24 protein-coding genes are annotated in these 24,752 nt (G+C 66.9%); 9 read left to right on the top strand and 15 right to left on the bottom strand.

Annotated features, from left to right (window positions below; genetic code table 11):
• Positions 1 to 7 precede the first annotated feature (7 nt).
• Positions 8 to 1,603 carry a malate dehydrogenase (quinone) gene (gene mqo / locus RU01_RS00570; protein WP_082042777.1) on the bottom strand — a complete coding sequence of 532 codons (1,596 nt, stop codon included), beginning with the start codon at positions 1,601 to 1,603 and terminating at the stop codon, positions 8 to 10.
• 79 nt (positions 1,604 to 1,682) lie between these two features.
• Here mqo and RU01_RS00565 point away from each other — a divergent pair, with 79 nt between their 5' ends.
• The 5 genes from RU01_RS00565 (at position 1,683) to RU01_RS00545 (ending at position 6,390) form a co-directional block, all read left to right on the top strand.
• A complete protein-coding gene (locus tag RU01_RS00565) occupies positions 1,683 to 2,726 on the top strand; it encodes an alpha/beta hydrolase (protein ID WP_042572560.1) in 1,044 nt (347 codons plus the stop codon).
• A complete protein-coding gene (gene mtr / locus RU01_RS00560) occupies positions 2,723 to 4,111 on the top strand; it encodes a mycothione reductase (protein ID WP_042572559.1) in 1,389 nt (462 codons plus the stop codon). The genes RU01_RS00565 and mtr overlap by 4 nt, the downstream gene beginning before the upstream one ends.
• The gene (locus RU01_RS00555) at positions 4,083 to 4,946 is read left to right on the top strand and encodes an RCC1 domain-containing protein (RefSeq protein WP_042572558.1); all 864 of its coding nucleotides are present in this window, start codon (positions 4,083 to 4,085) and stop codon (positions 4,944 to 4,946) included. Before mtr ends, RU01_RS00555 begins: the two co-directional genes overlap by 29 nt.
• A gap of 80 nt (positions 4,947 to 5,026) precedes the next feature.
• The gene (locus RU01_RS00550) at positions 5,027 to 6,100 is read left to right on the top strand and encodes a DUF222 domain-containing protein (protein ID WP_197074644.1); all 1,074 of its coding nucleotides are present in this window, start codon (positions 5,027 to 5,029) and stop codon (positions 6,098 to 6,100) included.
• Between the two features lie 74 nt (positions 6,101 to 6,174).
• Positions 6,175 to 6,390, top strand: coding sequence for a hypothetical protein (locus tag RU01_RS00545; RefSeq protein ID WP_156148722.1), 216 nt, complete (start codon positions 6,175 to 6,177; stop codon positions 6,388 to 6,390).
• Between the two features lies 1 nt (position 6,391).
• On the opposite strand, the gene RU01_RS00540 is transcribed toward RU01_RS00545, so the two are convergent.
• The 8 genes from RU01_RS00540 to dxr all read right to left on the bottom strand — a co-directional run bounded on the left by RU01_RS00540 (position 6,392) and on the right by dxr (position 15,679).
• Positions 6,392 to 6,931 (bottom strand): alpha/beta fold hydrolase, encoded by a 540-nt coding sequence (locus RU01_RS00540; RefSeq protein WP_042572555.1) that lies wholly within the window; start codon positions 6,929 to 6,931, stop codon positions 6,392 to 6,394.
• 42 nt (positions 6,932 to 6,973) lie between these two features.
• Positions 6,974 to 8,494: a cobyric acid synthase gene (locus RU01_RS00535; protein WP_042572554.1), complete on the bottom strand. Its 1,521-nt coding sequence runs from the start codon at positions 8,492 to 8,494 to the stop codon at positions 6,974 to 6,976.
• Positions 8,491 to 9,348 (bottom strand): type I methionyl aminopeptidase, encoded by an 858-nt coding sequence (map, locus tag RU01_RS00530; protein WP_042572553.1) that lies wholly within the window; start codon positions 9,346 to 9,348, stop codon positions 8,491 to 8,493. The genes RU01_RS00535 and map overlap by 4 nt, the downstream gene beginning before the upstream one ends.
• Positions 9,349 to 9,377: 29 nt before the next feature.
• Positions 9,378 to 11,186 carry a penicillin-binding transpeptidase domain-containing protein gene (locus RU01_RS00525; protein ID WP_082042776.1) on the bottom strand — a complete coding sequence of 603 codons (1,809 nt, stop codon included), beginning with the start codon at positions 11,184 to 11,186 and terminating at the stop codon, positions 9,378 to 9,380.
• Between the two features lie 32 nt (positions 11,187 to 11,218).
• Positions 11,219 to 12,052 (bottom strand): GNAT family N-acetyltransferase, encoded by an 834-nt coding sequence (locus RU01_RS00520; protein ID WP_042572552.1) that lies wholly within the window; start codon positions 12,050 to 12,052, stop codon positions 11,219 to 11,221.
• A 56-nt stretch (positions 12,053 to 12,108) separates the two neighbouring features.
• On the bottom strand, positions 12,109 to 13,248 hold the full coding sequence (ispG, locus tag RU01_RS00515; RefSeq protein ID WP_042572551.1) for a flavodoxin-dependent (E)-4-hydroxy-3-methylbut-2-enyl-diphosphate synthase: 1,140 nt from the start codon (positions 13,246 to 13,248) through the stop codon (positions 12,109 to 12,111).
• A 74-nt stretch (positions 13,249 to 13,322) separates the two neighbouring features.
• Complete coding sequence (locus RU01_RS00510) at positions 13,323 to 14,534, bottom strand: M50 family metallopeptidase (protein WP_042572550.1); 1,212 nt, start codon at positions 14,532 to 14,534, stop codon at positions 13,323 to 13,325.
• 8 nt (positions 14,535 to 14,542) lie between these two features.
• Positions 14,543 to 15,679, bottom strand: a complete 1,137-nt coding sequence (gene dxr / locus RU01_RS00505) for a 1-deoxy-D-xylulose-5-phosphate reductoisomerase (protein ID WP_042572695.1) — start codon at positions 15,677 to 15,679, stop codon at positions 14,543 to 14,545.
• A 96-nt stretch (positions 15,680 to 15,775) separates the two neighbouring features.
• Here dxr and RU01_RS00500 point away from each other — a divergent pair, with 96 nt between their 5' ends.
• The gene (locus RU01_RS00500; RefSeq protein WP_042572549.1) at positions 15,776 to 16,300 is read left to right on the top strand and encodes a DUF1990 family protein; all 525 of its coding nucleotides are present in this window, start codon (positions 15,776 to 15,778) and stop codon (positions 16,298 to 16,300) included.
• Positions 16,301 to 16,388: 88 nt separating this feature from the next.
• The gene (locus RU01_RS00495) at positions 16,389 to 16,667 is read left to right on the top strand and encodes a DUF2631 domain-containing protein (RefSeq protein WP_442970422.1); all 279 of its coding nucleotides are present in this window, start codon (positions 16,389 to 16,391) and stop codon (positions 16,665 to 16,667) included.
• A gap of 1 nt (position 16,668) precedes the next feature.
• Here RU01_RS00495 and rlmN read toward each other — a convergent pair whose 3' ends face one another.
• Complete coding sequence (gene rlmN, locus RU01_RS00490) at positions 16,669 to 17,781, bottom strand: 23S rRNA (adenine(2503)-C(2))-methyltransferase RlmN (protein ID WP_042572548.1); 1,113 nt, start codon at positions 17,779 to 17,781, stop codon at positions 16,669 to 16,671.
• 91 nt (positions 17,782 to 17,872) lie between these two features.
• On the opposite strand from rlmN, the gene RU01_RS00485 reads away from it, so the two are divergent.
• Complete coding sequence (locus tag RU01_RS00485; protein WP_042572547.1) at positions 17,873 to 18,253, top strand: LapA family protein; 381 nt, start codon at positions 17,873 to 17,875, stop codon at positions 18,251 to 18,253.
• Positions 18,254 to 18,385: 132 nt separating this feature from the next.
• On the top strand, positions 18,386 to 19,231 hold the full coding sequence (locus tag RU01_RS00480) for an HpcH/HpaI aldolase/citrate lyase family protein (protein WP_442970421.1): 846 nt from the start codon (positions 18,386 to 18,388) through the stop codon (positions 19,229 to 19,231).
• 3 nt (positions 19,232 to 19,234) lie between these two features.
• On the opposite strand, the gene RU01_RS00475 is transcribed toward RU01_RS00480, so the two are convergent.
• The 5 genes from RU01_RS00475 to pyrH are packed head-to-tail and all read right to left on the bottom strand — an operon-like array spanning position 19,235 to position 24,648.
• Positions 19,235 to 21,601 (bottom strand): ATP-binding cassette domain-containing protein, encoded by a 2,367-nt coding sequence (locus RU01_RS00475; RefSeq protein WP_042572546.1) that lies wholly within the window; start codon positions 21,599 to 21,601, stop codon positions 19,235 to 19,237.
• 39 nt (positions 21,602 to 21,640) lie between these two features.
• Positions 21,641 to 22,387 carry a class I SAM-dependent methyltransferase gene (locus RU01_RS00470; RefSeq protein ID WP_156148721.1) on the bottom strand — a complete coding sequence of 249 codons (747 nt, stop codon included), beginning with the start codon at positions 22,385 to 22,387 and terminating at the stop codon, positions 21,641 to 21,643.
• Between the two features lie 14 nt (positions 22,388 to 22,401).
• On the bottom strand, positions 22,402 to 23,286 hold the full coding sequence (locus RU01_RS00465; protein ID WP_442970425.1) for a phosphatidate cytidylyltransferase: 885 nt from the start codon (positions 23,284 to 23,286) through the stop codon (positions 22,402 to 22,404).
• A gap of 29 nt (positions 23,287 to 23,315) precedes the next feature.
• A complete protein-coding gene (gene frr / locus RU01_RS00460) occupies positions 23,316 to 23,873 on the bottom strand; it encodes a ribosome recycling factor (RefSeq protein ID WP_042572545.1) in 558 nt (185 codons plus the stop codon).
• Between the two features lie 49 nt (positions 23,874 to 23,922).
• Positions 23,923 to 24,648 (bottom strand): UMP kinase, encoded by a 726-nt coding sequence (gene pyrH, locus RU01_RS00455; RefSeq protein WP_042572544.1) that lies wholly within the window; start codon positions 24,646 to 24,648, stop codon positions 23,923 to 23,925.
• Positions 24,649 to 24,752: the final 104 nt, after the last annotated feature.

Genomic DNA, 24,752 nt, shown 5'->3' with positions numbered 1-24,752 from the left:
TTTGGTATCACACCGTGCCGGAGTGCGCGACCTGCCGACCACCGGTGGTGGTCGTGTCGAGCTGCAGGACTCGGGTGGTGTGCGACCAGATCTCGTCGAACAGACGCGAGTTCTCGGCGAGCTTGGTGCCCAACGACGGCACCATGTCCTTGAGAACCGGCTCCCACGAGGCATAGCGGTCGGAGAAGCAGCGCTGCAGGACGTCGAGCATGGCCGGGACGGCAGTCGAGGCGCCCGGGGACGCGCCGAGGAGACCCGCGATGGTTCCGTCGCCCGCGTTGATGACGGCGGTGCCGAATTCCAGGACGCCGCCGCGGCCCTTGCGACGAATCACCTGGACGCGCTGTCCGGCGGTGACCATCTCGAAGTCCCTGCCCTGCGCCGACGGCATGAACTCGCGCAGCGTCTCCACGCGATCCGTCTCGGACTGCAGCAACTCGGTGACCAGGTACTTGGTCAGCGCCATCTCGGTGACTCCGACGCCGAGCATGGAGAACAGGTTGTTGGGCTTGACAGAGTTGATCAGGTCGGTCATCTTGCCCTGCTTGAGGAACTTGGGCGACCAGCCCGCGTACGGCCCGAACAGCAGGCCGGGCTTGCCGCCGATGACGCGCGTGTCGAGGTGCGGAACCGACATGGGCGGCGCTCCGACGGACGCCTTTCCGTACACCTTGGCCGAATGCTGCGCGACGAGTTCGGGGTTGGTGCAACGCAGCCACTCACCGCTGACGGGGAACCCGCCGAAGCCCTTGGCCTCGGAGATGCCCGACTTCTGCAGCAGGTGCAGCGCGCCGCCGCCGGCGCCGACGAAGACGAACTTGGCGACGATCTTGCGCGTGACGCCCGTGCGGCCGTTGTAGACCTTGACCGTCCAGGTTCCGTCCGAGTTCTTGGACAGGTCGCGGACCTCGTGGCCGAAGTTGACCGACGCGCCCTCGGTGGCCAGGTGGTTCAGCAACTGCTTGGTCAGGGCACCGAAGTCGACGTCGGTGCCACCCTCCGACCAGTTGAGGGCGATGGGGTCGCTGTAGTCGCGGCCGGCAGCCATCAGCGGGAGACGACGTGCGAACTCGTCCTTGTCGTCGATGTACTCCATACCGGGGAACAACGGGTTGCCGGACAGCGCGTCGTAGCGCGCCCGGAGATACTTCACGTTGTCCTCGCCGTGGACGAAGCTCACGTGCGGGATGGGGTTTATGAAGTTCTTCGGGTCGGCGAGAACGCCGGCCTCGATGGCGTGCGACCACCACTGGCGCGAGACCTGGAACTGCTCGTTGACGTTCAGCGCCTTCGCGATGTCGACGGTGCCGTCCTTGTTCTGCGGCGTGTAGTTCAGCTCGCACAGGGCGGAGTGGCCGGTGCCCGCGTTGTTCCAGGGGTCACTGCTCTCGGCGGCGGCGGCGTCCAGACGCTCGAAGATCGAGATGGACCACGTCGGCTCGACCTGGCGCAAGAGGGTGCCGAGCGTGGCGCTCATGATGCCCGCACCGATCAGGACGACGTCGGTCCTCTCCGTTCGAGAGGACCCGGACTGCTGGTTCTGATCGTGTTCGCCCACTGCTAGATCGACTTCCTTCGTCCATCGATGCCCCGAACGGAGCATCGTGCGGATGGTTCATCACGCGCTGTGTACCCGATTGTGCCCCTCGCCACCGCTGCGACAAGCCCATTACTGTGTGAGTGTGACTACATGGGAGCCCGACGTACTCGGTGACGAATACGAGCAACTGACCATACCGCTCGGCTCCGACCCCGACGGCGAGGGAGATGTCCGGGCGACCCTGGTCCGCCTGACCCGCTCGGTGACCGGCCCGACGGCGCCGACCAGAGCGGTTCTCTACGTTCACGGCTTCACCGACTACTTCTTCCAGCGACACCTGGCCGAGCACTTCGCCGACCTGGGATACGCGTTCTACGCGCTCGACCTCCGGAAGTGCGGCCGGTCGATCGGGGCGAACCAGTCTCCACACTTCATCTCCGATCTCTCCCTCTACGACACCGAACTCGACCGCGCGCTGACGATCGTGCGCGACGAGACCGGAGCGGACGTCCTGATGGCGGCGCACTCCACCGGCGGACTCATCGTCCCGCTGTGGTTGGACCGCCTCGAACGCACCCGCGGAGGTGCGGTGAACGCGGGTGTGACCGGTCTGATCCTGAACAGTCCGTGGTTCGACCTCCAGGGTCCGCCTGCCGTCCGCAGCATCGGCACCGTCGCCATCGACCTGATCGGCCGCGTCGCGCCGAAGCGCTCGCTTCCCGGCGACGGACTGGACACCTACGGGTTGTCGATCAGCTCCGGCGGCAACGGCGACTGGGACTACGACCTGTCGTGGAAGCCGCTGGCCGGGTTCCCGATCAAACTCGGATGGATCCGCGCCGTGCGCCGCGGACACGCCACCTTGCACAGGGGCCTCGACATCGGTGTGCCGTCGCTGATCCTGCGGAGCAAGGTCACCCGGTTCTCGAAGACCTACATTCCCGACGTGGACGCCGCCGACGCGGTCCTCGACGTCCGCCAGATCGCCCGGTGGGCAGGATGTCTCGGCAACCGCACGACCATCGTGCCCATCGAGGGCGCCCGCCACGACGTGTTCCTGTCGACGACCGACCCTCTCGCTCGCGCATTCGCCGAGATGGACGACTGGCTGCGTCAACGCCGTGACGGGCACCTCGAGGCCGCGCCGTCCGGCGGCGACCACGCAGAACTGGCGACAGGCTCATGACGACGGAGCAGCACTTCGACCTCGCCATCATCGGATCCGGTTCCGCCAACACCATTCTCGACGAGCGCTTCGACGGACTGTCCGTGGCCATGTTCGAGGAGTCGATCTTCGGCGGCACCTGCATCAACGTCGGGTGCATCCCGACCAAGATGTTCGTCTACGCGGCCGAGGTAGCTCGCGCGATCACCACCGCGTCGAAGTACGGCATCGATGCGCACATCGACAAGGTGCGGTGGACGGACATCGTCGACCGCGTCTTCGGCCGCATCGACCCCATCGCCGAGGGCGGCGAGAAGTATCGGCGCGAGGGCAGCGCCAACGTGACGCTCTTCAGCAGTCACGCGACGTTCGTCGGCCCGAGGCGCATCGACACCGGCGACGGGCGCATCATCACCGCGGACCGCGTGGTCGTCGCCAGTGGATCACGCGCCACGGTGCCGGATTTCATCACCGAGAGCGGGGTGCCGTTCCACACCAACAACGACATCATGCGGCTGCCCTCACTGCCGGAGCATCTGATCGTCCTGGGGTCCGGATACATCGCCGCCGAGTTCGCGCACGTGTTCTCCGCGTTGGGTTCTCGGGTCACGATGCTGGCCCGCAAGGAACGGCTGCTCCGTAAGTCCGACGCCGAGATCTCGCAGCAGTTCACGGACCTCGCGCGGAAGAAGTGGGACGTCCGGCTCGGTGTCGACGCCACCGCTGTCCGCCGTGACGGAGACGACGTCGTGGTGACGCTCTCGGACGGCGCGGAGATTCGGGGTGACGCACTTCTGGTCGCCATCGGACGCGCACCCAACAGCGATCTCATCGGAGCAGCCGAGGCCGGTATCGACGTGCACCCCGACGGCCGGATCGTCGTGGACGAGTTCGGCCGGACGACGGCGGAGGGCGTGTTCGCCCTCGGCGACGTGTCGTCGCCGTACCAGCTCAAACACGTCGCCAACGCCGAGGCGCGGGTCGTTCAGGAGAACGTCCTGAAGACCTCGTGGACCGACACCACCGGATGGTCGAGGTTCGATCACCGATACGTTCCGTCCGCGGTCTTCACAGATCCCATGATCGCGGAGGTCGGCCTCACGGAACAGGAAGCGCGCGACCAGGGATACGACGTCGCTGTGAAGGTTCAGAAGTACGCCGACGTGGCGTACGGCTGGGCGATGGAGGACGACGAGGGTCTGTGCAAGATCGTCGCTGATCGTGCGACTCGAAAGATCCTGGGCGCTCACATCATCGGCGAGCAGGCACCGACCGTGATCCAGCCGTTGATCCAGGCGATCACGTTCGGTCAGACGGTCGACGAGGTCGCTCGCGGCCAGTACTGGATCCACCCGGCGCTGCCCGAGGTCGTCGAGAATGCCCTCCTCGGACTCGATCTGGACTGACGAGACGTCCCCGCCCACTGTCCTCGCTGCGGGCCGCCGGCACTCCGTCGGAGTGCGCGCCGACGGCTCGGTGGTGGGCGCGGGCGATCTGTCCCAGCACCGACTCGAGCACTGGACCGACGTCGTCGCCGTGGCCGCGGGAAACGTACACACGGCGCGCAACACCGGTCGGTCGCACACCGTGGGACTGCGGTCCGACGGCTCCGTCGTGGCGACAGGGTGGAATGCCCACGGCCAGTGCGACGTCGCCGACTGGTCCGACGTCGTCGGAGTGGCGGCCGGGTGGAGACGCACCCTCGGCGTGCGTGCCGACGGCACCGTGCTCGCCGTCGGCCGCCGCACCGAGGGTGCCTGCTGGGTCTCCTCGTGGACGGATGTCGTTGCCGTGGCCGCCGGTGACTGGCATTCGGTCGGACTTCTCTCCGACGGCACCGTGACAGCCGTCGGGAACAACCAGCGAGGCCAGTGCGCCGTCGAGGGATGGAGAGGCGTCAGGGTTGTCTCCGCCGGCTACCTGCACTCCGCCGCTCTGCACGAGGACGGACACGTATCGATCGCCGGCGACCATTCCTCGGAGGTATCGGGCTGGTCGAGCGTCGTGGGCATCTCGGCCGGGAGCAGCCACACGGTCGGCCTACTCGAAAACGGTCGCGTCGTCGCAGTCGGTGACGACAGTCGCGGACAGTGCGAGGTCGCATTCTGGCGGGACATCGTTGCGATCGCTGCAGGCTCGGCGCACACCCTCGGCCTGCGAGCGGACGGCACCGTGGTGGCTGCAGGCGACCACGGCGACGGCCGGTGCGACGTCGGGATGTGGAAACTCGCGCCACGCTGATTCGTGTCGGTGGGCTGGGTTAGTGTTTGGTCAGGTCGTCGGGGGGCGGCTTGATCGGGGTATCACCGGGGGGTGAATTCGTGTACGACGCAACAGTTTCCGTCGATGTGTTGGTGTCGGCGAAGGTCGACGCCCAAGCGTCGTTCGCCCGTACCGTCGCCGCGTCGTGCGCCTACGTTCACGAGGAATCGCGTCGTCCCGCGGTGCTCGGTCCGGGTGGGGTGTTCGACGCCGATGCCGCCGAAGCGTGTGCGGTGGCGGAGGTCGCGTCAGCATTGTCGGTGTCCACGGGCACGGTCACGGAGTGGCTGTTCCTGACCCGTACGGCCCGGCCGGCGGTGCAGGAAGCGTTCGCTGCGGGCCGGTTGGCGTACGCGGCGTTCCGCACGGTGTGCCGGTCGTTGGCCGGGGTTCCGAACGCGACCGAAGCGTTGCTGCAGCGGGTGATCGCTGCCGCATCCCGGTGTACCCCGGGTGCGGTGGCGTCGGCGATCGACCGGATCCTCGCCGACTTCGATGCGGAGTGGCACAGGGTCGTCCGGGAGCGGGCGGCGCTGGAGCGTGCGGCGACGGTGCGGAAGCTGCCTCGCGGTGAGGCGGAGCTGATGATCCGTGGTCCGGCGGAGAAGGTCGCGGCGATGTGGCGGAACATCGTCGCCGCCGCGCGGGGAGTGACCGATCCGACGTCGCTGCCGGCGCGGTTGTTCGACGCCGCGCACGCGATTCTGACCGGGACCGTGTCGAGTGAACCGGCCAACCATGCGGTCATCGTTCTCGATGCTGCGACGGCGGCGGGGTTGGCGGGGGAACCCGGTCACCTCGTCGGCTGGGGACCGGTCCCGGCTGATGTGGCTCGTCGCATCGCAGAGGATGCGACGTGGCAAGCACTCATCACCGCCGCGCGCGACAGCGAACACCACCCACCAGACCCGGAGTCCGATCCACCGGTTCCGGTCGACGGTCGGGAAGTACGCCGCACCCGCCGCATGCCGCCGGGCTGGACACCTACTTCCGGCAACGTCCGCAGCGCGAAAGCCAGGAAAGTCAGGGAGCAGGTCGAGTACCTCCGCACACTCCCACCCTCAGCACTCGACCGTGCCGTCGACAACCCCGACGGCCACGGGGCTTCGCCGTGCCCCCGGACGGGGCACTGACCTACCGCCCATCGGAGGCGGTCGCGGCTGTGGTGACAGCGCTGTATCCGACGTGCGTCCATCCGGGATGCGCGGTGCCCAGTGAGGACTGCGACCTCGACCACGTCGTCCCGTTCGACCACACCGACCCACACAAGGGCGGCTGGACCGTCACCGGCAACCTCGAACCCTTGTGTCGCCGGCACCACGGATTGAAGACCCGCAGACAATGGCACTACCGCATGCTCCGAGGCATCGTCCACATCCGCGACTCCCACGGCAACGACTACCTCACCGCACCCGGCGAATGAGTCACCAGGCGCTGGTGCGCATCACGATCTCCGTCGCCAGTGCGGCTGCAGCGGCGTCGGGGTCGGCGGCGTCGAGCGTGATCACGCGGTAGTCACCGTAGACGTACCGGCTGCTCGCGGAGGCGTCGTCACGGAAGGTGGGGTCGGCGACGACCATCGTGGTTCTCAGTTCCACTGCGGGGCAACTTTCGCCGCGTGTAGCCGGATGCCCACGGTCGATGACGACGAGGCTCGACACTCGACCGAACGTCCGCGCTGCGAGAGACCATGCGCGGTCCGCGCCCGCTCCCCTCCCGACCAGATTGACCCAGGGAAGTCCGAGCGTGTCGAGCAGTGCGATCAGGTCCGTATCCGACGGGTCCGCACCCGGTTCGAGGACCACGGTGCGCAGATCCGACGTGGTCAGCCGGGCTGCCGTGTCGTCGAAGGAGTCGGCAGCGTCGTCGGTGGCGGGAAGCAGAAGGACGGCGTGACCGCTGTCCGGCCCGTCGAGTCGCACGACGAGATCACCCGAGGGCAGTGTGACGGTCTGCTGCTGCATGGGAATGGACGCTACCCGAACGCTGACACCGGCTCGACACGTTCACCGCACCTCGAGGGTCCGCAATGACGGCGGAGCACCCTCCGCCATGAGCGACAGGACCGCCTCGATGTCGAGCGAGTTCTCGACCAGGTCGGCGAGCAGGTCCACCTGGGCGTTACGCATCGCGTCGACGTCCGTATCGGCAGCTACGACGAAGCCGCGGCGGCCTGCCTGATCCGCGACGTTCGTGAGATAGGCACGGCGGAAGTCGTCGTTCTCCAGCAACCCGTGCCAATGCGTACCGCGAACACTCCCCCGGACACTCCCCTCGGGCTCGTCGTCGCCGCCGGTGAACCAGGACGCGTCGCCGGTGCGGACGACCCGACCATGGTGGATCTCGTAGCCGCGCAGCACCTTTCCATCGAGCGAACCGGTGACCTGCGCCAACACCTTGTCCGCGCCGAATTCGATGTCGAGGTCCAACAGCCCGAGCCCCGCGACGACGCCCGCATCGGACTCCACCGAGTCGGTCACGGTTCGGCCCAGCATCTGATAACCACCGCAGATTCCGAGGACCGGCGCACCGCGCTCGGCGCGGCGCGCGAGTTCGTCGGCGATACCGGTGCGGCGCAACCAGTCCAGATCGTGCACCGTCGCTTTCGATCCCGGGACGACCACGAGGTCCGCATCGGTGAGCCGGGACGGATCGGTGGCCCAGTGCACGGTGACACCCGGCTCACAGGCCAGAGCCTCCACATCCGTGGAATTCGAGATACGCGGCAAGCGGATGGCCGCCACGCGCAGCCACTGCGATCCGAGAGGGGCGGCAGGTCGTCCGAGCGGCGCATCGGCCACCGTCCCCAAGGAGTCCTCGGCGTCGAGCCACAGACCCTCGCTGAACGGGATGACTCCCAATGTGGGCCGACCTGTTCGCTCTGCGAGCGTGTCCAGACCTGGTTGCAGCAAGGAGGGGTCCCCCCGGAACTTGTTCACCACGAAGCCTGCGATCAGCGCCTGATCCTCGGGTTCGAGTACTGCGAGCGTCCCGAAGAAATGCGCCAGTACACCGCCACGGTCGATGTCGCCCACCACGATCACCGGTAGGTCGGCCGCGCGCGCGAGACCCATGTTGGCAAGGTCCGTGGCACGGAGGTTGATCTCGGCCGGAGATCCCGCACCCTCACAGACGACGACATCGAAATCCTCACGCAGCGACCGCAGTTCGTCCGCGACGACGGTCCGTAACCGGTCGCGGTACGTCATGTAGTCGGCCGCCCCGACAGTGCCGGTGGCTCGGCCACGCACCACCAGCTGCGAGGTCCTGTCGCCACCGGGCTTGAGAAGTATCGGGTTGAATCGAACACTGGGTTCCAGTCCGCATGCTCTGGCCTGAAGTGCCTGCGCCCGCCCGATCTCACCTCCGTCGAGAGTGACGACGGAATTGTTCGACATGTTCTGCGCCTTGAAGGGCGCGACCCGCACCCCGCGCCGCGCGAGCAGTCTGCACAGGCCGGCCACGACGACACTCTTGCCGGCATCGGAGGTGGTTCCGGCGACGAGGATGGCGCCGCGAACGGTCAAGGGAGGGTGAGAATCTCAGCGCCCGTGTCGGTGACGACGAGGGTGTGCTCGAACTGCGCCGTCCACGACCGATCGCGCGTGACGACGGTCCAGCCGTCGTTCCACTGATCCCACTCCACACCGCCGAGATTGATCATCGGCTCGATGGTGAAGACCATGCCCGGCTCGAGGACCGTCTCGACGGACGGCTCGTCGTAGTGCAGCACGACGAGGCCGTTGTGGAAGGTGGTGCCGATGCCGTGCCCGGTGAAGTCACGGACCACGCCGTATCCGAAGCGGTCGGCGTACGCCTCGATCACTCGGCCGACGACGTTGAGTGCGCGACCCGGCTTGACCGCCTTGATGGCGCGCATCGTGGCCTCGTGAGTGCGCTCGACGAGCAGTCGGGCCTCATCCGAGACGTTGCCCGCGAGGAACGTGGCATTGGTGTCCCCGTGCACCCCGTCGATGTATGCGGTGACGTCGATGTTGACGATGTCCCCGTCCTGCACCACCGTCGAATCCGGGATGCCGTGGCAGATGACCTCGTTCAGCGACGTGCAGCAGGACTTGGGAAAACCCTTGTAGCCCAGCGTCGACGGATACGCGCCGTGGTCGATCATGTACTCGTGCGCGACGCGGTCGAGCTCGTCCGTCGTGACGCCGGGAGCGACGGCCTTTCCCGCTTCCTGCAGTGCGCGAGCGGCGATACGACTGGCGAGGCGCATCTTCTCGATGGTCTCCGCCGTCTGCACCCACGGCTCGTGACCCTCGCGGACGGTCTTCTTCCACGCGTACTCGGGACGCTCGATGTTCTTGGGAACGTCGAGAACGGGTGAGACGGTGCCGGGTTCGAGAGCGGTGCGGACGGACATGGCTCCAGACTAGTCGCCGTCGGTCGCTGTCAGTATCCGGCGGGCAAGGCGGTGATCATGTCGCGAGTCACGGCGACGGCGTTGTCGGAACTGCCGCCGCGCACCACCAGTGTCGCGAATGCGAGATCGCCGCGGTAGCCGACGAACCAGGCATGGGACCCGCCCTCGACCTCGGCCTCACCCGTCTTGCCGTACACCTCACCCTGGTCGGCGATGCGCTCGGCGGTACCGCTGGTGACCACGGATCGCATCATGCCGCGGAGCCCGTCGACCATGGCCGGCTCGATCTGCGGATGGTCACCGTCGATCGTGGTCTCCTCCCCCTGGATCAGGGTGGGAACCGGGGTGGAGCCGTGTGCGACGGTGGCCGCGGCGAGCGCCATGCCGAACGTCGACACCAGCACCTTGCCCTGGCCGAAGCCGTCCTCGGTCCGCTGGACCAGTTCCTCGGCCGGCGGCACCGATCCCGACTCGGTGGGAAGCCCGACCACGCCGTACTCCGGCCCGATCCCGAACATCGACGCCGCATCGGTCAACGCACCGGCCGACATCTCGCTGGCCAGCTTGGCGAAGGAGGTGTTGCACGACCGGGTGAACGCGGTGCTCATCGATACGTTCCCCAGCGAGAACTCGTTGTAATTGGGCACACTGCGCTCGCCGATGACGATGCGGCCGGGACACGGCACCGTCGTCTCCGGCGTTGCGATGCCTTCCTCGATCGCGGCGCCCGCGGTGACGATCTTGAAGGTCGACCCCGGCGGGTAGAGGCCCGTGGACGCGACCGGGCCGTCCTTGTCGGCGGCCGCGTTCTGCGCGACCGCGAGGATGTCTCCGGTCGACGGCTGGATCACCACCATCATCGCCTGGTCGCGCGAGACGTTCACGGCATTCTGTGCGGCGACCTGCACCGGACGGTCGAGACTGATGCTGATGGACGGGACCGGCTGCGGGGCCGTCTCGGTCAGGATCCCGGTATCTGCGCCGTTGGTGTTCACGGCGACCACGCTCCAGCCGGCAGCGCCGTCCACACGGTCCATCACCGTCTTCTTCACCTGGCTCACCAGGTCGGGCGCGAAGGTGCGATCGGTGGACACCAGGTCGGACTGCTCCGACACCGTGACACCCGACAACGCGAGCAGTCCCGGTGCCACCGCCTCGTAGTCCTCGTCCCTCAGCGTGACGACGCGATAGGGACCCGGCGACGCGGTCGCCGATTCCACGATGGACTGGGCAGTGATCGAGGCGTCGAACGGGACGAGGATACGTTCGAGCGTCCGGGCGCTGCCGACGACGTCGGTCGCCTCCGATGCATCGAACGAGACACCGTGCACGACACCGGGAACGAGAACGTCCGAGCCGGCGTGCTCGTTCACCCTGGCGCGCTCCGCGGCGGTGGATCGCAGAACCATCGACTGGGTGTCCCCGAGCTTCGGGTGCAGATCCGTCGAGTTCCAGCGGACGACCCAGTCGCCGCCGCGACGCCCCATCTGCAGTGCCCCGTCGTAGGTCCAGGTGCGGTCCTTCGGCAGATGCCACGTGTAGGTGTAGTCGACGGTCGCAGTGTCGCCGTTCACGGACACGGCCCCCGTCTGCGCGTCGAGCGACTCGGCCTGCAGTCCGTCCCATGCCTTGTCGACGGCGGACGCTGCGAGATCGGCCCTGTCCGTCACCTGCCCGGCAGCTGCGCTGTCACGCTGAGCGAGCGCTGCGACGAAGGTGTCGGCGGCGGACTCCGGTCCCTGCGGCTTGGGGGTACACGCGGTTGCCGACACCACCGTCGTCGTCGCGACGACTGCGAGAAGTACGCGGGTGATTCGGCCGTGCGTTCGAAAGATCATCGATACTCATCGTAGAACGGCGAGCTCCCGTTCTAGTCGAGCAACACCGTGGAGAACGTAGCTACTCGTTCGAAACCGACACGTTCGTAGGCCCGTCGCGCCGGCACGTTGAAGCTGTTCACGTAGAGGCTGGCTGTCCTGCCACTGTCCACCACGGCCGCGGCGACGGTGGCGGTGCCGGACGTCCCCAGCCCGCGACCGCGGAACAGCGGATGCACCCAGACACCCTGAATCTGCCCTACCGACGTGGACATCGACCCGACCTCCGCCTTGAAGATGACGCGACCGTCCTCGAACCGAGCCCAGGCGCGCCCGGCGGCGATCAGCCCGGCGATCCGACGCCGGTACCCACGTCCACCGTCTCCGGCTCGGGGATCGACGCCGACTTCCTCGATGAACATGGCGACGGCGGCGGTGAGGTAGACGTCGAGCTCGTCGATCGTGACGCGTCGAACGTGGACGTCGACGGCGGTGGGAATCGTGGTCAGCGCCAGCAGGGGCTGCTCGGCGCGGACCTCGCGAGGCGTGCCCCACTCACCGGACAGCATGTCCCACAACGGAAGTGTCAGCTCGGCGCGGCCGACGAGGGACGAACACACCCGAGGTGCCCGGAGCGCGCGCTCGGCGAAGCTTCGGAGGTCGTCGTACGTCCCGAACAACGGCACCAGATTGGCACCGGAGAAACACAGCGAGGAGGCCGGACCACCCCGCGACCACATTTCACCGTAATTGGTGCGGGGTTCGATTCCGGCTTCCTCGACGCGGGCGAGGACCATGCACGACGCCACGGGATCACGACGCAGGACACGAACGACTTCGTTCGTGTCCCGGCTCGTCAGCGCCTTCGCGCCGAGCAGTTTGAGCATCCCGCCACCTCCGTGACCCTGAACTTTGCCAGCAAAAGCGGTTCCGTAGGACCGAATCAGCTGACGGACACCACGGGTGCGCCCGGTCCCGCCTGCTGATCCGCCTCGTACGTCTCGGCGATACGCATGGCTTCCTCGATCAGGGTTTCCACGATCATCGCTTCCGGCACGGTCTTGATGACCTCACCCTTGACGAAGATCTGACCCTTGCCATTTCCCGACGCCACGCCGAGATCGGCATCGCGCGCTTCGCCGGGTCCATTGACGACGCATCCCATGACGGCGACGCGCAGCGGGATGTCCATGCCTTCGAGTCCGGCGGTGACCTGATCGGCGAGGGAGTACACGTCGACCTGAGCACGGCCACAGGACGGGCACGACACGATCTCGAGCTTGCGCGGGCGCAGGTTCAGGGACTGCAGGATCTGCGTTCCCACCTTGATCTCCTCGTTCGGCGGAGCCGAGAGGGACACGCGGATGGTGTCACCGATGCCGTCGGCGAGCAGCGATCCGAAAGCGACGGCGGACTTGATGGTGCCCTGGAACGCCGGGCCGGCTTCGGTGACGCCGAGGTGCAGCGGGTAGTCGCACTTGGCCGCGAGCTGGCGGTAGGCCTCGACCATGATCACCGGGTCGTTGTGCTTGACCGAGATCTTGATGTCGCCGAAGCCGTGCTCCTCGAACAGGCCGGCTTCCCACAGGGCCGACTCGACGAGTGCTTCCGGGGTCGCCTTGCCGTACTTCTGCATCAGCCGCGGGTCGAGCGATCCGGCGTTGACGCCGATCCGGATCGGGATACCGGCGTCACCGGCCGCCTTCGCGACCTCCTTGACTCGGCCGTCGAACTCCTTGATGTTGCCGGGGTTGACGCGGACGGCGGCACAACCTGCGTCGATCGCGGCGAAGATGTAGCGCGGCTGGAAGTGAATGTCCGCGATCACCGGGATCTGCGACTTGCGCGCGATGGTCGCGAGCGCGTCCGCATCTTCCTGCCGAGGGCAGGCCACGCGCACGATGTCGCAGCCCGAGGCAGTGAGCTCGGCGATCTGCTGCAGCGTGGCATCGATGTCGTGAGTCTTGGTCGTCGTCATCGACTGCACCGAGATCGGCGAGTCGCTTCCGACGCCGACAGTTCCTACCTGCAGCTGGCGGGTCTTCCGTCGCGGTGTGAGCACCGGTACGGGTCCGGCCGGCATGCCCAGTCCAACGGTCACTTCGTTCCTTTCGTCGTCTGACGGCAACTACTGCCGTCTGACATGCACCACTGTAGTTACTGGAACAGCTGGATGGGATTGACGATGTCCGCGGTGAGGGTGAGCAGCATGAATGCACCACCGATGACGATGACCACGTAGGTCAGCGGCATCAGCTTCATGTAGTTCACCGGCGCACCCTTGCCCAACCCGCGCACCGCTCTGATCTTGTTGCGGATGCCCTCGTAGATCGTCACCGCGATGTGACCGCCGTCGAGAGGGAGCAGCGGCAAAAGGTTGAACGCGCCGAGGAAGAAGTTCAGCGTCGCCAACAGGCTGACGAACACCTGCCACAATCCCAGTTCGGCGGCCTGACCACCGATGACACTGGCCCCGACGACGCTGACCGGAGTGTCGGCGTCGCGTTCGCCGCCGGTGACGGCCGTCCACAGCGCGCCGACCTTGCTGGGCAGATCGACGATCGCGTGGGCTGTCTGGCCCGCGATGAAGCCCGTGTACGAGACCGCGCCCGGCACGGCCGAGAGCGCGTTGTAGTCGATGGTCAGGGGTGTGCGGGCGACACCGATGGCGCCGGTGGTGCGCAGTTCGAGGGGCCCGTCGGCCGAATTGTCGAGCGCGAAGAGACGCTCGGTCCGCTGGACCGTGACCGGAAGCGTGAGCGTGTCGTCGCCGCGCTGGACGGTGACGTCGACGGACCCGGTCGCGCCCTGGATCTTGTCGACGACGTCGGCGAACGTCGCCGTGTCGTCGCCGTTCACCGCGGTGATGACGTCACCGGCCCGAATGCCGGCGTCACCTGCCGGACCGAGACCGGAGCAGGAATCGAACGTTCTGTCCTCGTTCTGCGCCGCGACGCACTGGACCCCGGCCACCGTCGCCGACGTGTCCCGGTTGGGCAGACCCCACCCGAGCGCGAGCGTGTAGACGAGAACGAAGGCCAGCACGAAGTTCATCGCGATGCCGCCGAACATGACGGCCAAACGCTTCCACGTCTTCTGCTTGTACATCGCACGATCGACCTCGTCGGGCGCGAGTTCGTCCACTGCCGTCATGCCGGCGATATCGCAGAAGCCGCCTGCCGGAACGGCTTTGAGACCGTACTCGGTCTCGCCGCGCGTCCAGGAGAAGATCTTCGGCCCGAAGCCGATGTAGTACCGCCGGACCTTCATGCCGGTGGCCTTGGCCACCCACATGTGACCGCACTCGTGCAGTGCAATGGAGATGCCGATGCAGATCGCGAATGCGACGACACCGAGAACGAACACCATCTTGTCGTTCAGCCTTTCGATCGCGCGAGCGTGCGGGCGCTGTCACGGGCCCACGAGTCCGCCGCCAGAACTTCGTCCACGGTAGACGGTTCCGCCGACCATTCGGCGGATCCGGCATCGACCACCTCGGCGACGACGTCGACTATCTGTGGGAAGCGCAGCGCGCCCGCGAGGAAGGCTTCCGCGGCGATCTCGTTCGAGGCGTTGTAGACGGCCGTCATGCAGCCACCCAGCTCACCGGCACGACGCGCGAGTGCGACGGCCGGAAACACGGCGTCGTCGAGGGGTTCGAAGTCCCACGTGTGTGATCGCGTGAAGTCCAGGGCCGCCGCGGCGTCGGCGATGCGGGCGGGCCAGCCGAGCGCCAACGCGATGGGCAGCTTCATGTCCGGGGGGCTGGCCTGGGCGAGCGTCGAGCCGTCGGTGAACGTCACCATCGAGTGGACGATCGACTGCGGGTGCACCGTGACGTCGATGCGGTCGTACGGGATCCCGAACAGCAGGTGCGCCTCGATCACCTCGAGCCCCTTGTTCACCAGCGTCGCGGAGTTCAGGGTATTCATCGGGCCCATGGACCAGGTGGGGTGCTTGCCCGCCTGGTCGGGGGTGACGGACTCCAGACCCTTGCGGTCCCACCCGCGGAACGGGCCGCCCGACGCCGTGACGACCAGCCGTGCCACCTCGTCCGCGCGGCCTCCGCGCAGACACTGCGCCACCGCGGAGTGCTCGGAGTCGACGGGGACGATCTGACCGGGCGCCGCAGCGGAGGTCACCAACGACCCGCCCGCCACCAGGGACTCCTTGTTAGCCAACGCCAGCCGGGCGCCCGATTCGAGGGCCGCCAGTGTCGGCGGCAGACCCAGCGAGCCGACGAGGGCGTTGAGGACGACGTCGGCACCCACGTCGCGGACCAGGTCGGTCGCGGCGGTGGGGCCCGACCGGACACCGGGACGGTCGAGCCGTCTCGCCGCGTCGACATCGGCCACCGCGACCTCGGTGACGCCGGTCGCGTCGATCTGTCGTCGCAGGAGGTCGATGTTGCCGCCGCCGGCCGCGAGTCCGACGATCGTGAACTTGTCGGGGCGTGCTGCCATCACCTCGAGCGCCTGGGTACCGATGGATCCCGTGCTGCCCAGAACGAGCACCCTCGTCTTCGCGTCCGTCACCAGGACAGTGTGAACGACCGCGCTGAGAGGAACGTGTGCGGGCGCAGTCGCTCCCCTCCGTGCCAGGATGGCGTGATGCCGTTCCTTCCGTCCGCGGACCCCGACACCTACACCGGAACCTCGTTCACGTACTCGGAGGTCGGCGGAACGGCGCGCGAGGTGATGCCCGCCGGCTACCACCATGTCGATGTCGAGGAACCGATCGGTACCGGCGTCGACCTGTTCGAACGAGCCGCCGCGAAGATCCTGGCCTGGGACATGCACCGCGGTGCGGGCCTCACGGTGTGGGCGACCTCGCCGAGGGCCGTCGTCGACGCCGTGGTGGTGTTGCGACTCGGTCCGGTCCGCATCCCGTGCAGAGTCGTCGACGTGATCGACGAACCGCAACGCCGCGGATTCGCCTACGGAACGCTCCCTGGACACCCCGAGAGCGGCGAGGAGAGCTTCTCGGTGCGCCGAGATGCCGAGACCGACACGGTGTACGCCGTCATTCGTGCCTTCTCCCGGCCGGGAAATCGACTGGTCGCCCTGGGTGGCCCGCTCAACCGGGCCACCCAGCGCATCGCCACCGGGCGTTACGTGGCGGCGTTGAAGGATTGACGCCATCCCCTACGACAGGCGGTCGTACCGCGCGCTAGGGTGACGTCACCATCTGCACCAGGATCACAGAGCATCAGGAGGATCGGCCGTGACCGACATCAGCCGGAACCACGCTTCCGACGTCGACCGCGTTCCCACGACGAACGTGAGCACCGCCGAAGTTCCGTCCGCCGAATGGGGATGGAGCGGCGAAGGCCCGCGCACGTCACGCATCGCCGGCTGGGTGACCGTCGCGATCCTGCTCGTGATGATCATCGGCAACCACAGCGGACGCGTCGAGGACCTGTGGCTGATCGGCTTCGCCGCCGCCATCGCGTTCATCCTCGTTCGCGACGTCCTGCGTCGACGCAAGCCCCGCCACTCCTGAATCAGTTCTCCGCGGCCAACTGACCGCAGGCGGCTGCGATCTCCTGTCCGCGCGTGTCGCGCACGGTGCAGGAGACTCCCTGCGCGCGCACCCGCCGCACGAACTCCTGCTCGACCGGCTTCGGGCTGGCATCCCACTCGCTGCCCGGTGTCGGGTTCAGCGGGATCAGGTTGACGTGCACCAACGCGCCGAGTGCCTTCTTCAGCTTCTTGGCCAGCAGGTCGGCACGCCACGGCTGATCGTTGATGTCGCGGATCAACGCGTATTCGATCGAGACTCGACGGCCCGTGGTGTCCGCGTAGTACCGCGCAGCGTCGAGCACCTCGGAGATCGACCAGCGGTTGTTGACCGGTACCAACGTGTCGCGCAGTTCGTCGTCCGGGCAGTGCAGCGACACGGCGAGCGTGACGGTCAGGCCCTCGTCGGCGAGTTTGCGGATGGCCGGCGCCAGACCCACCGTCGACACGGTGACCGAACGCTGGGACAGCCCCAGTCCTTCAGGCGCGGGTGAGACGATCCGCTTCACCGCTGCGACGACACGCTTGTAGTTGGCCAGCGGCTCCCCCATGCCCATGAACACGACGTTCGACAGGCGTCCCTCGCCGCCTTCGACGGCCCCGTCCCGAAGGTCGGCTGCGGCGGACCGCACCTGGTCGACGATCTCCGCCGTCGACAGGTTGCGCTGCAGTCCCGCCTGGCCGGTAGCGCAGAACGGACACGCCATCCCGCACCCCGCCTGGCTCGAGATGCACAGCGTCGCACGGTCGGGGTAGCGCATCAGAACCGACTCCAGCAGCGTGCCGTCACCGGCCTTCCACAGCGTCTTCCTCGTGTCGCCTCCGTCGCACGCGATGTGCTTGATCGGGGTCAGGAGGGTCGGGAAGAGTGCCTCGCCCACCTTCTCGCGTACCGACGCCGGCAGGTCGGTCATCTTCGCCGGGTCCGCCTCGAGGCGCGAGTAGTACTGACGGGCCAGCTGATCCGCTCGGAATGCCGGCAGGCCCAGGGCGACGACAGCGGCACGACGCTGGTCGGCGTCGAGGTCCGCGAGATGCTTCGCGGGCATGCCGCGACGGGGAGCGTCGAATACGAGAGGGAGAGCGATGGGTGCCATAGTGGCTCCATTGTCTCACTGTCCGCGTACTACCTGCGGACACCGCCGATCGGGACGTGCATTCGACACGTCGGTGCAGCATGATCGACACATGGCTCGCTCATCGCACGACGCATCCGATCCGACCGCCGGCACCGGCGCGGACGCCCCTCTGACCACCTCGGCACCTCTCGACGGCCCGGGCGACACGGTGGACACCCGGGCGGCGGCCGGGAAGACCCCGGACGGCGTCAAGCACACCCGCGCCGCTGCCCTGTACACAGGTCTGGTCGTCGGCGCGATCATCCTGGTCGTGCTGATGGTGTTCATCCTGCAGAACCTCGACAGCGTGCCCATCCACCTGTTCGGATGGACGTTCGACCTCCCCATCGGTATCGGCATGCTGCTCGCCGCCGTTGCCGGAGCACTCGTCATGGCCGCTGCCGGCGGAGTCCGCATCCTCCAGGTCCGACGGGCCGCCAAGCGTAAGTGACATCACAGTCATACCCGCTCTGTCCGACCGCTCACGTGAACACTATTGACAGAACCTTCACGTGGGCGGTCGAGCCGTGCACAGTGGGGATCGACCGGTAACCGCGAGCGATCCACCGACAGGACATCCGCAGTGACGACCTTCATGGAGAACCCAGTGCTACCCGTAGTGGCTGCAGACAAAGCACGCTCGTGGCTCCTCGTTCCCGCGAGCAAGCCCGACTTGTTCACCCCCGCTGCCGAATCCGCAGTCGACGCCATCATCCTCGACATCGAGGACGCGGTGGCTCCCGGTGCGAAGCCGGCAGCACGCGACGCCGTGGTGTCCTGGCTTCGCGCCGGTGGACGCGCATGGGTGCGCATCAACGACGCGACGACCGAGTTCTGGGCAGACGATCTCGAGGCTCTTCGCGGCATCGACACCCTCGAGGGCGTCATGCTGGCCAAAACCGAGAGTGGCAGCCAGGTCGAGGCCACGGCCGCGCGTCTCGGCGAAGGATGCCGCATCGTCGCACTGGTCGAGTCCGCGATGGGCCTGGAAGCCGCACCGGAGATCGCCCGTGCCGAAGCCACCTTCCGCCTCGCGTTCGGAAGCGGCGACTTCCGTCGTGACACCGGGATGAGCGACGACCCGATGGCGATGTCCTACCCCCGCGCCCGGCTCGTCGTCTCCAGCCGCGCAGCGCGGTTGCCCGGCCCGATCGACGGACCGACCCTGGCCGTCAACGACAGCATGCTCAGCCGGGACAGCCAGCTGACCGTGTCGATGGGAATGACCGGCAAGCTCTGCATGCATTCCGATCAGGGCCCCATCGTCAACAAGGAACTCGCTCCCAGCGTCCAGGACGTCGCGTGGGCGAAAGAGGTCATCGAGCAGCTCGGTGAAGACGGCTCCGGCGTCCGTGACGGAAGCGATCTGCCTCGCCTCGCGAAGGCGAAGAAGATCACCGCTCAGGCAGCCGTCTTCTCGATCGGCTGACCGTCAGCGCCGCACGTAGGCCGCCAGATGTTCACCCGTGAGGGTGGATTCGGCGTTCACGAGATCCGCCGGCGTGCCCTCGAACACCACGGTTCCACCGTCGTGACCGGCACCCGGACCGAGGTCGATGATCCAGTCCGCGTGGGCCATGACGGCCTGATGATGCTCGACGACGATCACTGACTTGCCGGCGTCGACGAGACGGTCCAGCAGCGCCAGCAGCTGCTCGACGTCTGCTAGATGCAGACCGGTCGTCGGCTCGTCCAGGATGAGAACTCCGCCCTTGTCGCCCATGTGAGTCGCCAGCTTGAGCCGCTGACGCTCACCACCGGACAACGTCGTCAGCGGTTGCCCGAGCGTCATATAGCCCAGGCCGACATCGGCCAGCCGGCTCAGGATCTTGTGCGCAGCGGGCAGAGCCGCATCTCCCTCCCCGAAGAACGCCGCGGCCTCCGCCACCGACATGGAGAGGACCTCGCTGATGTCCTTCCCACCCAGCCGGTACTCGAGCACCGATGCCTGAAACCGTTTGCCGCCGCACAGTTCGCAGACCGTGGCGACACCGGCCATGATCGCGAGATCGCTGTAGATCACACCGTTGCCGTTGCAGGTGGGACACGCACCCTCCGAATTGGCGCTGAAGAGTGCGGGTTTCACGCCGTTCGCCTTCGCGAACGCTTTCCGGATCGGCTCGAGGAGACTCGTGTACGTCGCGGGGTTGCTACGACGCGAACCGCGGATCGCGCCCTGGTCCACCGAGACGACGCCGTCGCGTCCGGACAGCGATCCGTGGATCAACGTGCTCTTCCCCGAACCGGCCACACCCGTGACGACGACCAGGACGCCCAACGGCACGTCGACGTCGACGGACCGGAGATTGTGGGTGTCGGCACCTCGGATCTGCAGGGAATCCGTCCACGCCCGCACCGTGTCCTTCACCGACACACGGTCGTCGAAGTGGTGCCCGGTGACGGTGTCGCTGGTGCGCAGGCCGTCGACCGTCCCCTCGAAACAGATGGTGCCGCCGTCGGTTCCGGCGCCCGGGCCGAGGTCGACGACGTGATCGGCGATCACGATGGTCTCCGGCTTGTGCTCGACCACCAGGACCGTGTTTCCCTTGTCGCGGAGACGGAGCAGGAGGTCGTTCATGTTGGCGATGTCGTGCGGATGCAGACCCGTCGTGGGCTCGTCGAACACGTAGGTCACATCGGTCAGTGACGATCCGAGATGCCGGATCATCTTGGTGCGCTGCGCTTCTCCCCCGGACAGCGTTCCGGCAGGACGATCGAGACTCAGATATCCCAGGCCGATCTCGACGAACGACGCCAGGGTCTCCGCCAACGACTCGAGCAGCGGCCCGACCGAACTGTCCGTCAGACCGCGGACCCACACGGCGAGATCGCTGATCTGCATGGCGCAGGCGTCGGCAATCGAGACGCCGTCGATCGTCGAGGAGCGTGCGCCCTCGTTCAGCCTGGTCCCGTCGCACTCGGGGCAGACGGCGAAGGTGACCGCCCGCTCCACGAACGCCCGGATGTGCGGCTGCATCGCATCGACGTCCTTGGACAGCATCGACTTCTGCATCTGCGGAATCAGTCCGGAGTACGTCAGATTGATGCCGTCGATCTGGATCTTGGTCGGCTCGCGGTAGAGCAGATCCTCGCGTTGACGCTTGGTGAACTTCGCGATCGGCTTGTCCGGGTCGAAGTACCCGCAGCCCCGGAAGATACGGCCGAACCACCCGTCCATGCTGTATCCGGGAATGGTGATCGCGCCCTCGTTCAGCGACTTCGACTCGTCGAACAGCGCGGTGAGGTCGATGTCGGACACCGCACCGCGACCCTCGCACCGCGGGCACATTCCCCCGGTGATGCTGAAGGTGCGCTTCTCCTTGGTCTGTCGACCGCCCTTCTCCATGGTCACCGCACCGGCCCCGGAAATCGACGCCACATTGAAGGAGAACGCCTGCGGGGAGCCCAGGTGGGGCGTGCCGAGTCGACTGAACAGGATGCGCAACAGCGCGTTGGCATCCGTCGCGGTGCCGACCGTGGATCGCGGATCGGCTCCGAGACGCTGCTGATCGACGATGATCGCCGTGGTCAGACCGTCGAGGATGTCGACATCGGGGCGGGCCATCGTCGGCATGAAGCCTTGCACGAACGTGCTGTAGGTCTCGTTGATCATCCGCTGCGACTCCGCCGCGATGGTGCCGAACACCAGGGAACTCTTGCCCGATCCGGACACCCCGGTGAAGACCGTGAGCCGGCGCTTCGGGATCTCCACGCTGACGTCCTTCAAGGAGTTCACGCGGGCGCCCTGGACGCGGATCATGTCGTGGGTGTCGGCGACGTGTGCCGGGGTCGTTGCCATGAAAAGATGCTGCCCTTCGTCGTGCCGACCGGATGTGGCTCAGCGGTCACCGTAGCGGGAAGAACGATCGAGGCGCTTCTCGATTCCTGATCCGAGTTCCACGCCCGTCGGTCTGCGACGAGTGTGCACCCGATAGCCGACATCGAAGGACAATCCGGTGACGGCCCGCACGGCAGCGGCTGCCACTCGCGGCGAGAACTCGATCCCGAGAACGGCGTCGAGGGTACGACGGTCGTGGAACGCCCACCGCGTGACGACGCGTGTCGTGTCGAACCCCTGGGCGTCGAAGAAGCGCTCCACCGCGGCCGGGTCGTATCGCGGGAGGTCACGTCGCATCCACTCGCCGTACGGGGCCACTGTCGCGTCGAGATCGACCACGACGAGAACTCCCCCGGGGCGCAGGACGCGCATCGCCTCGGTGATTCCCGGTCCGCATCCCGGGCCGAAGAAGTAGGCGGTGCGTGCGTGAACCACGTCGACCGACGCGGCGTCGAGAGGAAGCGACTCCGCCGTTCCCCCCGTCACACGGGTACGCGGCAGTCCGGATGCGAGCGCGGCCGCACGTTCCAGGAGCGGTGGGTGGGGCTCGACACCGATCACGCTGCGTGCGTCCGCGGCGAACATCGGAAGGTGGAAGCCGGCGCCGCACCCCACGTCGACGACGTCGCGGTCGGTGAAGGGCGCCAGGGAACGCAGCACGCGAGCGATCTCTCCGGTTACGTCCTGGGCTCGGTTCTCGGCCTCGTAGAGATCCGGCCAGTTCCAGATGTTCGGACTGGCGATCACGCCCCGCACGGAAGTCAGACGAAAGCGGTCAGGACGAGCCACGCGACCAGGATGCTCGGCAGCACCGAGTCCAGACGATCCATCAGACCGCCGTGGCCCGGCAGCATCGTTCCCATGTCCTTGATCCCGAGCTCACGCTTGACCTGGGACTCGATCAGGTCGCCGAGGGTGGACGAGAACACCACCAGCACGCCGAGCAACGCACCGACGAGCGGATTCGCGTCGAGAAGGAACGACACGGTGAGGACGCACCCCACCACGCTGAACAGGAGCGATCCGCCGAGTCCCTCCCAGGACTTCTTGGGGCTGATGGCGGGGGCCATCGCGTGGCGACCGAACAGGACGCCGGCTGCGTACCCGCCGACGTCGGAACACACCACCGCGATCATCAGCACGAGGACGCGGAACCCACCGTCGTCCGACAGGGTCAGCAACGTGGCGAAGGCACCGAACAGAGGCAACCACGCGAGGACGAAGATCGAGATCGCGCAGTCTCGCAGGAAGTTCTTCGGTGCCACGTCGAGCCCGCCGGAGAGCAGCCGCCACACCATCGTCACCAGGACGGTCGCCGCGAACGCGCTCAGACCGCCCAGCGCACCGAACGGCCAGGACAACCAGATCATGGCCTGACCACCGAGGATGACCGGAATGCGCGGCACCGAGATGTCGGACTCGCGCAGACGTTTGGTCACCTCCCACGAGGCGATCGCGACGGCGACAGCAGCGATCGGTATGAAGACCAGCGGCACGAACACCAGGACGACGATGAGGCCGACACCCAGGCCACCACCGACGGCGATCGCCGCCGGGAGGTCGCGTCCCGCACGTGACGTCTTCGTCGGAGCGGGTTCGGGTGCCGAATCGCTGTCGGCCGATACGGACACTGCTTCTCGTTTCACTTCGCCGGAGTCACCGGAACCGGAGGAGGTCACACCTCCATCAATTCCGCTTCCTTGTTCTTCACGATCTCGTCGACCTGGGCGACGTACTTCGCCGTCGTCTTGTCCAACTCGGCCTCGGCGCGGGTGACCTCGTCCTCCCCCGCCTCGCCGTCCTTCTGGATCCTCTTGAGCTCGTCCATCGCTTTACGACGCACGTTGCGAATGGATACTTTCGCATCCTCGCCCTTGCTCTTGGCCTGTTTCACGTATTCACGGCGACGCTCTTCGGTGAGCTGCGGAATGGAGATACGGATGATGTGGCCGTCGTTGGACGGGTTGAATCCCAGGTCCGAGTTACGGATCGCCGTTTCGATGGCACCGAGCTGCGCCTGTTCGTACGGCTTGACGATCACCATGCGCGCCTCGGGCACGTTGATGCCGGCGAGCTGGGTGATGGGGGTCAGAGCACCGTAATACTCGACCAGCACCTTGGAGAACATGCCGGGATTAGCGCGACCCGTGCGGATGGACGACAGGTCGTTCTGCGCGACCGTGACGGCCTTTTCCATTCTCTCTTCTGCATCGAAGAGCGCTTCGTCGATCACGACCGTTCCTTCCGAAAACTTCGAGTGTGCAGCGACTGCACGTGGTGACTCACTTGACCAGTGTTCCGATCTTCTCACCCGACACCGCGCGGGCGATGTTGCCTTCGGTGAGCAGATTGAACACCATGATCGGCATCCCATTGTCCATGCAGAGGCTGAATGCTGTGGCATCGGCCACCTTCAACCCCTTCTCGATCACCTCGCGGTGCGAGATCTCGGTGTACAGGGTGGCATCGGGATCTTCGCGGGGATCGGCGGAGTAGACGCCGTCGACGCCCTTCGCCATCAGGACGACCTCGGCGCCGATCTCGAGCGCGCGCTGTGCGGCCGTGGTGTCGGTGGAGAAGTAGGGCATGCCCATGCCCGCGCCGAAGATGACGACACGGCCCTTCTCGAGGTGGCGTTCTGCACGCAACGGTATGTACGGCTCCGCGACCTGGCCCATCGTGATGGCGGTCTGAACGCGGGTCGTGATGCCCTGCTTCTCCAGGAAGTCCTGCAGTGCAAGACAGTTCATCACGGTGCCGAGCATGCCCATGTAGTCCGAGCGGGACCGGTCCATACCGCGTACCTGCAGTTCGGCGCCGCGGAAGAAATTGCCGCCGCCGATGACGACGGCGACCTGCACGCCGGAGCGCACGACGTCCGCGATCTCCTCCGCCACCTTCTGCACGACGTCCGGGTCGAGTCCGACCTGACCACCGCCGAACATTTCACCACCGAGCTTCAGCAACACTCGCCTGAAGCCGGTGCGTTCGGATGACGACTCGGTCATGACAACTCCTGTCCGTGGGGCTTGCGCCTGATCTTGCCCCATGGGGGCGCAGACGACCGTGCCGCCCACTCGATTCGAGTGAGCGGCACGGTCGGGTGAAGCAG

Origin of the sequence: Rhodococcus sp. MEB064, from assembly GCF_000834565.1 — a bacterium.
GTDB lineage: Bacteria > Actinomycetota > Actinomycetes > Mycobacteriales > Mycobacteriaceae > Rhodococcoides.
The sequence above is the reverse complement of the archived record's forward strand: the minus strand, read 5'-3'. Positions and strand labels throughout refer to the sequence as shown.

Coding starts and splice junctions, on each gene's coding strand:
- mqo (WP_082042777.1), bottom strand. CDS start 1,603: ATGCTCCGTTCGGGGCATCGATGGACGAAGGAAGTCGATCTAGCAGTG.
- mtr (WP_042572559.1), top strand. CDS start 2,723: ATGACGACGGAGCAGCACTTCGACCTCGCCATCATCGGATCCGGTTCC.
- RU01_RS00555 (WP_042572558.1), top strand. CDS start 4,083: ATGCCCTCCTCGGACTCGATCTGGACTGACGAGACGTCCCCGCCCACT.
- RU01_RS00540 (WP_042572555.1), bottom strand. CDS start 6,931: ATGCAGCAGCAGACCGTCACACTGCCCTCGGGTGATCTCGTCGTGCGA.
- map (WP_042572553.1), bottom strand. CDS start 9,348: ATGTCCGTCCGCACCGCTCTCGAACCCGGCACCGTCTCACCCGTTCTC.
- RU01_RS00525 (WP_082042776.1), bottom strand. CDS start 11,186: ATGATCTTTCGAACGCACGGCCGAATCACCCGCGTACTTCTCGCAGTC.
- RU01_RS00520 (WP_042572552.1), bottom strand. CDS start 12,052: ATGCTCAAACTGCTCGGCGCGAAGGCGCTGACGAGCCGGGACACGAAC.
- ispG (WP_042572551.1), bottom strand. CDS start 13,248: ATGCCGGCCGGACCCGTACCGGTGCTCACACCGCGACGGAAGACCCGC.
- RU01_RS00510 (WP_042572550.1), bottom strand. CDS start 14,534: ATGGTGTTCGTTCTCGGTGTCGTCGCATTCGCGATCTGCATCGGCATC.
- RU01_RS00500 (WP_042572549.1), top strand. CDS start 15,776: ATGCCGTTCCTTCCGTCCGCGGACCCCGACACCTACACCGGAACCTCG.
- rlmN (WP_042572548.1), bottom strand. CDS start 17,781: ATGGCACCCATCGCTCTCCCTCTCGTATTCGACGCTCCCCGTCGCGGC.
- RU01_RS00485 (WP_042572547.1), top strand. CDS start 17,873: ATGGCTCGCTCATCGCACGACGCATCCGATCCGACCGCCGGCACCGGC.
- RU01_RS00475 (WP_042572546.1), bottom strand. CDS start 21,601: ATGGCAACGACCCCGGCACACGTCGCCGACACCCACGACATGATCCGC.
- pyrH (WP_042572544.1), bottom strand. CDS start 24,648: ATGACCGAGTCGTCATCCGAACGCACCGGCTTCAGGCGAGTGTTGCTG.